The sequence below is a fragment of the Calditrichota bacterium genome (assembly GCA_016867835.1).
Lineage (GTDB): Bacteria > Electryoneota > AABM5-125-24 > Hatepunaeales > Hatepunaeaceae > VGIQ01.
Genome location: VGIQ01000006.1, coordinates 1 through 12189 on the forward strand (window position 1 = coordinate 1; position 12189 = coordinate 12189).

Below are 12189 nucleotides of genomic sequence, written 5' to 3' on the forward strand. Positions count from 1 at the left end.
ACGTCTGGGGTCAGTTCACCCCCGAAGGGTACCAGATCAATGTCTCGGACGACGGTGGAGCAAACTGGCAAGGCCCGCAGGAACTCTGGTCCTTCGACGACGGTCTGCGCGGCGGTTACATTGCCCAGAACATCATTCTGGCCGGACAGAGTGACAATGTCTTTGTCGCCTTCTGCGGACAGTACGGCGCCACCGACTTTGATGCTCCGTCGATTTCGGATATGACGCTTTCCAGCGTCCGCCGCGGCGAGCCCTGGATCGTTACCGCCGAATTGAACGACGAGAGCGGCATTGACTATACCGATGTCAACTGGCTCAAGGTCGGCGCTGAAGAGTGGGACTTTGCCGAGGCCGACTCCGGAATGGTCGATGACGACGACAACGGGACCTACTACTACACGATGCCGTCCGATTCGATGAACGGAATGGCTCTCGCCGACGGCGACTCGGTCTGGTTCTTCGTCTTTGCTCGGGATGGCGTCGGCAATCTCGGATTTGGATTGGAGGGCCTGATCATTGTCGGGCGGGAGTGGCAGGGCGTCACCAACCCGGTCTTCATTCCGAGCGAGACCACGCTCGGCGTAAACTACCCGAACCCGTTCAACAGCGAGACGGTGATTCCCTACACGCTGAATCGTTCCCAGAAGGTCACGCTGCAGATATGGGACACCAACGGGCGATTGGTGGAGACACTCTACGACGGCCGTCAGGTTGCAGGTCATCACTCGGTTTCCTGGAAAGCAACAGGCGTCCCGACGGGGCTCTACATCTACACGATGAAGACCTCAGCCGGCGTCACACTTTCCGGTAAACTGACTATTCTTCGTTAAGGAAGGTCGTTCGGCTCGTATCGAGCCGACCTGTTTTCGGCAGGGTGGGGGGGAGATAACAAATCCCTCCCGCCCTGCATCCGGATCGTTCGCAGTCCTGCGCAGACCTTCCTTAATCTTACAGACATCGCACAGCACTGACTGCAAGCGATTCGTTGGGACTTTCATCCACATGATAGTCTTGTCGGACGATCATTGCGGCTGCCATTAGCCGGCTGAATAAGCCGGCAAGTGAGGTATTCCATGAACCGATTGCGTCGCTTGAGCTGGGCGATCCCGCAGATAGCGCTCCTCAGTATCCTGCTCTCCGCTGCCGGGCTTCAGGCCGGCATCACCGGCAAGGTCACGGGCACCATCCTCGATGCCCGGACCGGTGAACCGGTGGCAAATGCCAACGTCGTCGTCGTCAACACCGACTTTGGCGCTTCATCTGACCTCGAAGGCCAATTCTTCATCATCAACCTCCCGCCGGGACGTTACTCCATAACGGCCAGTTCCGTCGGCTATGTTGCTGTAACGCAACAGGACGTGATGGTCTTCGCCGACCTGACGACGACGCTCGACTTTCAACTCGAGCCGACCGTCATCGAAGGGCAAGAGGTGATAGTCAAGGCTCCCCGCAAGGTTATCCGCCCGGATGTAACATCCTCGACCCGGATTGCCACCGGCGACGAAATCTACCATATGCCGGTTGCCAACTACGTCGGCGCGCTGGCTCAGGTCGGCGGTGCCGTCGGATCCGACCAAAACATCCATATTCGCGGTGGCCGGCGAGGTGAAGTCGCCTACCTTATCGATGGGATGGAAGTCAAAGACCCGCTGCGCAATTTGCGGATGTTGAACATCGGCAACCCGGCAGTAGCCGAGATGATGGCGCTCACCGGCGGTTTCGATGCCGAATTTGGCAATGCGCAGTCCGCAGTAGTTAACGTCGTAACCCGGGAAGGCTCGAAGGAATACCACGGCCAGGCGCGCTACGTCTTCGACGACCTATCTGAGCGGCAGGAGACCAAGTTCCAGACCACTAGATTCACCACTCCGGATGGCCGGACGTTAAATCTGACGACCCAGGAACATGCCTCCTATTTGAATTACGACTACTTCGAATTGTCACTCGGCGGTCCCGAGCCGATCACCTCGCGGCTTTTCCCGGCGCTGGATTTGAAGATTCCCGGCTACCTCACCTTCTTCACCTCCTTCGACATGATTGGGCGCAACGCGACCTCCAACGGCCTCTGGATTCACTCGTCAGAGTGGTATCGGCATGATATGTCCGGAGGACTGGGTCTCGATCAAAATCGCGAGCAGACCTTTGTCAACGGTGGTCTGGCACTGACCTATCATATCAACCCGGCGATGAAGTTGAAAGGCGCCTATCGCACCACTAACAACTGGTATAACATTTATTTGATGCGCCAGAGCCGGAAATTTCCCTATGACTACTCCCAGAACGATATCAACACCGCGCTTCAAGCCTGGACCGCCAACGACTCGACCTATACCTATGTTTTCGGGGCAGATGACGACCGCGACGGCCGTATCGATGAGGAGATTCTGAATGGTCGCGACGATGACCTCGACGGCCGCATCGACGAGGATCTCCAACTGTTCGAATACAACGCTCCCGACCACCTCCCGACCCGATCCATCGACGACCGTCAAATACTTCTGACCTGGAGCCATACCCTATCGCAGCGAACGTTCTACTCGATCAAGTTATCGCGGTATCAGGCTGCAAGAGTTCTGGCCGCCGGTAACAAGAGCCCTGCAGCGTATGGCGAATTCGCCGAGACCCACATCGACCAACCCGACGCGGAGGGCAAGTATAATGGCCGCTACGACATCGGCGAGCCGTTTATCGACCGCAACGGCAACGGGATGTGGGATCGCGGCAACCAGGCCAACAACTACTTCGCATACCGGGGGTTCCTCCTCTCCGGCGATGGCACCGAAGACGATGTCGGACAGCCGGTGCCTTACTGGCTAAGCGAAAGGTCCTATGTCAATGGTCTGAAGTTCCAGATCACCAACCAGATGCACCGCAACCATCAGTTGCGCGCCGGATTCGACTATAACGAATACGAACTTAACAAGAACAGCCTGCCCTATCCGACTATAGACAACCGGGGGCGGGGTATCTACACCGACATCTACACTGTCCATCCCCGGGATGGCGCAGCGTATGCCCAGGACAAGATGGAGTTCAAAGACATTACGCTCACCTTGGGTCTCCGGCTCGACTTCTACATGCCGGGCAAGGAGGTGCGCCATGTAATGGCCTTCGACACCACGAACGCCCGGTGGAACCCCAACTACGTTCCGTTCTCCGTCCCCAAGTGGATCAAAGCCAACCTGTCGCCGCGTCTGGGGGCGTCGTTTGCCATCTCCGAAAAGTCCTATCTACACGCCCATTACGGACACTTTTATCAGCGTCCGGTCTGGGACAACCTTTACCTCGGCGTCAATCAGGAGCAAACCGGCGGGACTCCACTCATCGGCAATCCCGACCTTAATCCGGAAAAGACCGTCGCATTCGAGGTTGGCATCACCTACAACCCTTATGCCGACTACTTGATCGACATTACCGGATTCCTCAAGGATGTGAAGAACTGGATCAACGCCCGCGAGGGTAAGTATTGGTATCCGGAAAAGTTCGGTCAGCCGCTCATCGGCCAGAACTTCGCCATTTACGACAATCAGGACTACGCCTTTGTTCGTGGTCTGGAGTTCAACTTCTCCAAGGAATATGGCTCGAACGTCTCGGGGCGGCTGACTTATACGCTCTCCTGGGTGAATGCCAAAAACTCCTATAACATCGGCACCCAGGCTATCCGCGAGAACTACGTCGAGCCGCCTCAGGCTCTTCCCGCCGGTTGGGACCAGCGCCATGGGATTGTGGTTAACTACGGCCTCTCCTATGGCCCGGAGGATCGCCCGTTTGGCAGTCCGTTCGTGCCCGGTGGCTGGGACTTCAATGTCCTATGGAACATCCGCAGCGGCCTGCCCTACACGCCGACCGACGCCTCCGGCACCCGCATCGAAGGCAAATATATGTCCGAGCGGACGCCCTGGACCAACAGCGTCGATTTCAACATCATTAAGCGGATCCCGATCGTAGGATCCTATCGCGGTGCGTTATGGCTTCAGGTCTTCAACGTCCTTGACCGACGCAACATCCTACCGGTCGATGACAATTATGGCCGGGCTGGATCGCCGAATGCTTTCGACGATTACACCGGTCAGCCCGGCTGGGTCAATGACACCGTCTCCCCTAATTTCGTCCTGAATCCCTATGCCGGGCCTAATCAGGACGCGTTCGACAATCCGAGGTTCATCCGCCTCGGTCTGGGCGTCGATTTCTAACTGGATTTGGGATGAACAGGAACATCACATTTCGTAGCGGGCGCGGCTGCGCCCTGCTCGGTGCAGCCTTACTGGCAGTCGCCATGACCGCGCCGCAATTACAGGCGCGCCGCACATCGGACCGCGGCCCGGTTCGCTTCAAAGAGGGTGCCCAAGTCGATGTCGGCAAGCGGTCGCTCATGGTGCACGACGTAGGCAATGTCCGGATGTCGCTCTCCAACTGGGGCGAACAGGGCAACCCGGACGGGGTGCCGGGCTACTACGGCTTCGAATTCCCCCTCGGCAGTGGCAACGACTTCCTTTTCAGTTCCGGTATCTGGGTCGGCGCTATCGTAAACGGCCAGAAATTTGTCTCCACCGGCACCGACGGCGATAACGGGACGAATGAATTCGCACCCTTCCTCTCGTCGGTCGCGCCTTATCTCAACAGTTTCTATCCGCTATCTGCCATTAGCGAACTCGTCAATGGCCGCGCCACCGTGCGAGGTGCTAAAGGCGTCGATGATGACAACGACGGCCGAATCGATGAAGACCCCGCCGGCGACAGGACGAACGACCTGATGGACGAAGCCTTCGTTCATGGGGCTTACAACGATGACGGCGATGAAAAACTCGATGAGGACGGAGATGCGCGTGGCACCCAGGAATACTTCACCGTCTATGATGACCGCTACGTCGGACAGGTGCAAAGTTCCGACCCCGACGGTCATACGCCGCTCAACATCCTCGTCACCCAGCGCACTTATGCGTGGGGCGAAGCCTATGCCTCAGAGTTCATCCTCGTCGATCTGGTTGTCCGGAATATCGGCGAACTGCCACTGACCGAGGTCTATGTCGGGCTCTTCGCCGACGCGGACATTGTCGCCAAGGGCGAGTCCGGCGACGCCGCCTCTGCCGACGACTGGAACTTCTATGACGCTCCCAACCTGATGATGGTCCAGGGCGACGACACCACCGATGCCGACGGTTTCGGTCCGGGCCTCTTTGCAATGAAGATCGTCCGGACGCCCAAACCGCTCGACTCGCTGAAGATATCGTTCAGCAATTTTGAGCGGCTTGGCGGCGGCGACCCCGAGACCAACATCGACAAATACAACCTCCTGAATCCCGGTCCCAACGGCGTCATCATGCCGCCGGCGTCATTCCTTAGCGACTGGCGCTACCTGTTGGGCTTCGGTCCCAAGGAAGGCTCCTGGGTCTTGCGGCCCGGCGAGTCCCTGCCGGTTACGGTGGCTTTCATTGCCGGAACCCGGCTGGAAGACCTGCGCCGCAACGCCCAATGGGCCCAGGCCATTTATGACAACGACTTTCAAGGCCCGCAAGCCCCCGATCAGCCGCGTTTCAGCCTCCAGCCTTCAACCGATCGCATTCGCATCACTTGGGAGAGCAACGCCGAGACTTCTCAGGATCCCATTTCGAAGGATTTCGACTTCGAAGGTTACGTGATCCAGCGCTCGAGCGATGCGGTCAACTGGTTCACCCTGACGCAGTTTGATAAGATCAACCCTAACGACGAATTCGATCCGGAGTTCCGCCGCGAAAATCTCAACCTCGGGATGCCTTACGACTCCATCCGTTTCGGAGACGCCGGACTCGGATGGACCGGCACCCTCGACACCGTCTTTGCCGGCACCGACAGCGCCCATGTCGTCCTGCGCGGCAACTACTGGCTCGAGGACCGCGACGTCTTGCGCGGCTGGAACTATTTTTACATCGTCCGCGCTTTCGACAAGGGCGTATCGGGTGCAGGGGTTCTGATCACCCCGGTCGGTCGATCCTACCTTGAAGCCGCGGCAACTAACACCCTCTCAACCTGGCCCTACGGCGAAGACCTCGAACGGGTCATCGTCGTCCCCAATCCCTATCAAGGCGGGCATCAACTTGAGTCGAGCGGCGCGCTCGATGCCTCCGGCGTCAAGCGCTATCCGCGCAAACTCTACTTCATGAACCTCCCCCCCACCGGTGCCCGCATCGACGTCTATTCCCTCGCCGGTGATCACATCATCACCCTGGAACATCCACCGGGCGGATCGGACCAACTGGTATGGGATATGCGCAACAAGTACCAGCAGGAGATCGTGAGCGGCGTCTATCTCTATGTCGTCGAGTCCGGCCGCTTCTACTACAGCGGAGGTCGCCGCTGGATCGAAGGCTCCGGGCAGACGAAGATCGACAAGTTCGTAGTTTTGAAGTAAGGAGAATCGACCGTGACCATCCCCATGCCAAACATCTCGGCGGGGCATCGGAAGATCCTCGCCTTGCTATCACTGGCGGCCATTGCACTCTATTTCGCAGGCTGCTCGGACGACCGGAAGGTGCCGCTGGTACCGGGAACCCCCTCTTACTCCGAGACAATCGTCCTGCTGGACAGCGTAGTTGCCAACGGAGCGCTGCTGTCGCCGTCGTTTCGGCCTCGCGGACAGGTTGTCGATGCCCGGCTCTATATCACCGGGCTGCTCAAAGCCGATGCCGGACTGATCCTCTACAACGATCTGAATGCCGACTCAGACTCGCTCAACCAGATCATTCTAAGGCTTAGCGGCGCGATCCTCGACATCGAACTGAAGCCCGATTCGCTGAAGACCCGCGAAGACTCGCTCGCCCTGGATAGTCTGAGGGCTTTGCGCGGTGTCAACGAAGGACTTAAGGCTGGTCTGCAGCCGGTGATCGACTCACTCGACACCCGTCTGGACGACCGCTACAGCGTCAAGGTCCGGCTCGACAATGACGCGACGGACCTTATGCCGCGTGCCATTATTCTGACCGACGCCTCGGTCCCGGCGCAGTTGAATGCCGGCGAGACCGCCGTTTGGGGACAGGGCTATTACAACGCCGAGCCCAACGCTTACGGTGTGATCGGCAAAACGATGCGCTTGAGTTTGAGTCGCTTCTGGGTTGCCGACCAGACCTTTATTCCCTCCGGTAAGCCGTCCCGACCGACGAACCCGGACGGCCTTCCGGAACTCTTCCCCATCACCGACTGGTTGGGGCGTCTCACCCCCGGCACCGATCACCGTCTGCATATCCGGTTTGGGCAGCCCGCCACCGACACCAGGCTCACGGTGACGCTCTATCTCGTTTACCAGACCATTCCCGGGTAAGGGCAATGAAACGAACCTCATTCACCTTTTCAGCCGGCGCTTTCGACCGGATCAGGGGAGTTGTTGCGGCCTTCCTCGCTCTAACAGTTGCCACCGCATCGCTCGGCCGGGAAGTTCAAAAGGTTGGGACTACCAGTCTTACGACGCTTAAGGTTACCACCAGCGTTCGTGCCGCCGGTATGGGCGACGCATACTGCGCCATGGCCGATGACATCCAGTCGATCTTCTGGAATCCAGCCGGGCTTTACCATTTAAAGGGGACTTCGGCGGCATTCACCCAGATCAATATGCCTGCCGATATCCAGTTCAACACCGCAGCAGTCGCTCGCAATCTGGGGCGGATCGGAGTGGTCGGTGTTCATCTCATTGCGATGAATACCGGCGATATGCCTGTCCGGACTATATTCCAGCCCGATGGGACCGGCGAGAACTTCATCGCCTACGATGTCATCGGCGGGGCGTCCTACGCCGGAAGATTGACCGATCGGTTCATCTACGGCGCCAACTTGCGGATGGTCGTATCGGGTATCAAGGGTGAAAACTACACCGGTCTATTGGGAGACTTCGGGACCCTCTACGAGACTTCTCTTCGGACGCTGAAACTCGGGATGGCGATACAGAACTTTGGCCCCGATGTGAAGTACTCGGGGAGTTATTACGATTACCTCGACCAGGGGCGAAGAGCGCGAAGCACACCCGCCTCCAACAATTTCAGCGCAGCCCCTCCGCCGACCATTTACCGCATCGGCCTGGCTTTCAACTTTTTCGAAATGACCGAAGTGGATCGACCGGAGCAATTCGACGCGAGCGTAGCGGTCGAGATGAGTCATCCCAACGACAACCGCGAGCGACTCAACATCGGCGTCGAGGCCTGGTATCTTCGTATGATCGCCCTGCGCGCCGGTTATAAGTTCAGACTCGCCAACAGTTATGGCTACGATGAGGAGCATTGGACTGCCGGTTTCGGCCTCTGCGTTCCGATTCCGGGCGGGTCCACCGTCAACCTCGACTATGCCTACCTCGAGTCAGGTCGGCTGGGTGAAGCCGCAAGCGGATTCGCGGAGACTCCGCACCGCTTCTCACTCGGCATCAATTTCTAAAGCGGCTGAGAATCGATTATGAAGCAAATTCCACAGAAACTGCGGCCGCTCCAGATTGTCAGATTTCTGGTTCTGCCACTGGTGTCCACGCTGATCCTATCCCTAACGGCGTGCGAACCAAAGACACCGGGGGACCCCAAGTCGAACAAGGCGCCCACCGTTCGCATTACCGTTGCCCCCGACACCAATGCGATCCACGACCACTATCTCTCGCCAACGCCGATGTTCCGGGTTCAGTGGTTCGGTTCCGATGAAGACGGATATGTAACCGGCTACTACCTTCAAGTTGACGACGGTCCGACTGCCTTCACAACCCGTGGGGACAGCGCTATCGCCTTCATCTCCAGCGATCCGGATACGACCGACACCACACACGTCCGAACATTACCTGCATCGCATACCATAAAGGTCTGGTCGGTGGACAACGAAGGCTTGCGCAGCAATCCCGCTGAGCGACAGTTCCGGGCTGTAAACGGCATCCCCCGCATTAACTCGCTGGCTGCACCATTTGCATCGGGAGCGACGACGGGGCGGGGTATTGCCTTCAGCGTCGATGCCTCGGACACTAATTATTCCGGCCTCTGGTATCGTCTCTGGGTGAACGGACAGCCGGTCACGAACTGGATCGAGCAGTCCAAGTTCCAGTTCTGCAAGGTCGGCGACGCGGTCATCGTCGGTTCCATAGACGCCGGCGAAACCGTCGTTGTCGATCACCTTCTGCTGGGTCTCGGCAGCAACACCATCGAGGTTCGCGCCCGCGACTGGGGCAATGCAGTGAGCGAACCGGTGCTACGCACCTTTACCGTCAGCGACACCTTTCGACCGGCGATTTCACGCATCAATTCGACCTATGGCAGCGCCCGCTACTATCCGGACGGTTCGATCTTCCACTCACCCAACACCACGACGCACTTCGAGATAAATGGATCGGCTGTGACCTACTACGGTTCCATTCAGGGCTATCGCTACCGTTTCCTGCGGGAGGGTCAGAGCGATGTCCCATGGTCATCCTGGGGTGGAGGATCGGTTGACATTGAGGATTTAGCCCCCGGCAACTACCGCTTCGAAGCCATTTGTCGTGACTACACCGGCGCCGAAAGCTCGCCTTCCACCTATTCGCTGACCATTGTCCAGGCCGATTTCAGCGGCCGCAAGATGGCCATCGTGGACGAGACTCGAGACGGCAATGGAAGTCTTGGCAGTCCAGACGACCGGCAGGTCGATCGCTTCTATCGCAATATCCTGGGCGGTGACTCGTCGCGCGCGGACACGATTTGGACTTCCGATGACGGCTGGGCGGTAACCGAGTTCGACTACGTAACCCATCGCGTCGGAGAGACTAAATACATTTCGCCCAAGGACCTGTTCGATAAACGGATCGTCATCTGGCATGCCGAAGATAAGACCGTCAAAGATCTAAAGGACAATGCTGAGAACCGCCGGGTGCTGGGTGAGTATTTGGACCGCGGCGGCCGGCTGATTCTGACCGGCTGGGACGTCGTAGGTAACTTCACCGATGTCGATTCCGCTGCCTTCCCCGCGGGCTTTGCCTCGCGTTATCTTCGCATCAGGTATGCCAGGCGCGCCAATGACCGGATATTCGTCGAAGCAACCGGTTTTGGAGACTATCCCACAATCACACTTGATCGGGACAAGATTCCGGCACGCTGGACCGGTGTTGATTTCTGCTGGGCATTGGAGGCTGCGCACCGCACCGATACCCTCGCGGTCTGGTCCGCCGGAACAACACCGGCCGGTAAGGCTGCAGTTATTCTCAATAACTCGCCGGTCAACGTCTGGCGCACCGCGACCTTTGGCTTCCCGCTCTACTTTATGCGCGATGCCGAAGCCGGCCCGTTCTTGCGACGGGTCATAACGGCACTTGATGCCGGTTGATATTTACGGTGCTTTACAGGCAGCCCGTTTCTTGACTGAAGCGGGCTGCGCTCTTTATAGAGTTCAACGCCCGTTCCAAGACCCGGCAATGCCAACGCCGTCGCTTTGGACTATATCGGCTTGACTTTGAAGCCGCCCGGTGCCTATATTTATGCTTTAACCCGAATCGCCATATTCATTGAGCGGAATGACCACCCCGGAGCCCGGACGCAAGATTCGCGTTATCATCGCCAAACCCGGTCTTGACGGCCACGATCGCGGCGCCAAAGTGCTCGCTGCAGCCTTTCGTGACGCCGGAATGGAAGTGATCTACCTCGGACTGCGCCAGACGCCCGAGATGATCGTCGAAGCCGCTTTGCAGGAGGATGCCGATGTAATCGCTCTCTCCATCCTTTCCGGCGCGCATATGACGATTTTTCCCAAGGTGCGCCGGTTGATGAATGAAGCCGGACTGGACGACGTGCTTCTAATCGGCGGCGGTATTATTCCTCCCGAAGAGATCGACGAACTGGAAAAGCACGGCATCGATCGCCTCTTTGGGCCCGGCACTCCGGTCAGTGAGCCGATTGCCTTCATTCGCAACTGGTTTACCACATCGCACCAGTCGGTTCTTGCTCCGGCATAGCGAATTGGGTAAGGTCGCAAGTTTATAGATTCAGGGAATTCGTATGTCCGGCCACTCCAAATGGGCCACCATCAGACGGGACAAAGAGAAGAACGACAGCGCGCGCGGTCGCGTCTTCTCCAAGATCATCAAGGAACTGACTATTGCTGCCCGGCTCGGCGGCGGCGAGCCGGGGGCCAATCCACGTCTGCGGACCGCCGTTGCCGCTGCCAAAGCCGCCAATATGCCGTCGATCAATATCGATCGTGCCATCAAGAAGGGCACCGGTGAACTGCCGGGCGTCAGTTATGAAGAAGTAACCTACGAAGCCTACGGGCCGGGCGGAACTGCGCTCCTGATCGAAGTGATGACCGACAATCGCAACCGGACCGTGAGCGAAATCCGGCACCTTATCAGCAAGCATGGCGGTAATATGGGTGAATCGGGCTCGGTCGGCTGGATGTTTCAGCGGCGCGGGCTCATCACTATCCCGTCATCGCAGACCGATGAAGAGAGCCTGATGCTCTCAGCCCTCGACGCCGGCGCGGAGGACATCGAACAGGTTGGGGACGAGTTTCAGGTGACGACCCCACCCGATAGACTCGAAACTGTTCGTGCTGCACTGGAGGCTTCCGGATTGACCCCGGAGTCCGCCGAACTGGCGCAAATTCCGCAGAATTACGTCCCGGTCTCGAGCGAGCAGGCACGGTCAGTAATCAAGTTGATGGAGATCCTCGACGAGCACGACGACGTGCAAAAGGTCTGGTCGAACTTCGACATTCCGGATGAACTTATGGCGGCGCTCTGATCGTCTTCGGTATAGATCCCGGACTCACCGCCACCGGCTGGGGCGTCGTCGCCCGGCAAGGCAGTCGCATAACCCCCCTCGAATGGGGGGTTATTCACTCTGGTGCCGGAGACTTGGCCGTCCGTTTGCGACGCATCTACTTTGAACTTCTCAGCGTGTTGGAGAGGCATCGCCCGGAGTTGATTGCCGTCGAGGAGATTTTCGTCGCCCGGGACCCAAGAGCCGCGCTGCGTATGGGTCATGCCCGCGGCGTTGCACTGCTTGCATCAGCGACGTTGGAGCACTCCAGGGTCGTCGAATATCCGGCGAATACGGTCAAGCAGGCTGTTGCCGGCCGCGGTGGTGCGGCTAAGGAGCAGGTCCGGTATATGGTGGGAAAGTTGCTTGCGCTCGATATGACCAACGTGGCAGAAGACGCCTCGGATGCGCTGGCGGTAGCCATTTGCGGGGCTTTGAAAGGTTCCTCAATCGTCATCCCGTCATAGAA

Annotated in this window: 9 protein-coding genes; all 9 read left to right on the plus strand. The window is 58.2% G+C overall.

Features of this window, described 5'->3' with window-relative positions:
* Positions 1-830, plus strand: an 830-nt coding sequence (locus FJY67_01360) for a T9SS type A sorting domain-containing protein (protein ID MBM3328107.1), incomplete at its 5' end; no start/stop codon positions are given.
* 243 nt (positions 831-1073) lie between these two features.
* Entirely contained in the window at positions 1074-4193 is a 3120-nt protein-coding gene (locus FJY67_01365) for a TonB-dependent receptor (protein MBM3328108.1), read from the plus strand.
* Positions 4194-4204: 11 nt separating this feature from the next.
* Positions 4205-6388 carry a hypothetical protein gene (locus FJY67_01370; protein MBM3328109.1) on the plus strand — a complete coding sequence of 728 codons (2184 nt, stop codon included), beginning with the start codon at positions 4205-4207 and terminating at the stop codon, positions 6386-6388.
* A gap of 12 nt (positions 6389-6400) precedes the next feature.
* Positions 6401-7294 carry a hypothetical protein gene (locus FJY67_01375; GenBank protein ID MBM3328110.1) on the plus strand — a complete coding sequence of 298 codons (894 nt, stop codon included), beginning with the start codon at positions 6401-6403 and terminating at the stop codon, positions 7292-7294.
* Between the two features lie 5 nt (positions 7295-7299).
* On the plus strand, positions 7300-8394 hold the full coding sequence (locus FJY67_01380; GenBank protein ID MBM3328111.1) for a PorV/PorQ family protein: 1095 nt from the start codon (positions 7300-7302) through the stop codon (positions 8392-8394).
* Positions 8395-8412: 18 nt separating this feature from the next.
* Positions 8413-10290, plus strand: a complete 1878-nt coding sequence (locus FJY67_01385; protein ID MBM3328112.1) for a hypothetical protein — start codon at positions 8413-8415, stop codon at positions 10288-10290.
* Positions 10291-10477: 187 nt separating this feature from the next.
* Positions 10478-10915 (plus strand): cobalamin B12-binding domain-containing protein, encoded by a 438-nt coding sequence (locus FJY67_01390; GenBank protein MBM3328113.1) that lies wholly within the window; start codon positions 10478-10480, stop codon positions 10913-10915.
* 43 nt (positions 10916-10958) lie between these two features.
* Positions 10959-11702, plus strand: coding sequence for a YebC/PmpR family DNA-binding transcriptional regulator (locus FJY67_01395; GenBank protein MBM3328114.1), 744 nt, complete (start codon positions 10959-10961; stop codon positions 11700-11702).
* The gene (ruvC, locus tag FJY67_01400; protein ID MBM3328115.1) at positions 11699-12187 is read left to right on the plus strand and encodes a crossover junction endodeoxyribonuclease RuvC; all 489 of its coding nucleotides are present in this window, start codon (positions 11699-11701) and stop codon (positions 12185-12187) included. The genes FJY67_01395 and ruvC overlap by 4 nt, the downstream gene beginning before the upstream one ends.
* The last annotated feature ends 2 nt before the right edge of the window (positions 12188-12189 follow it).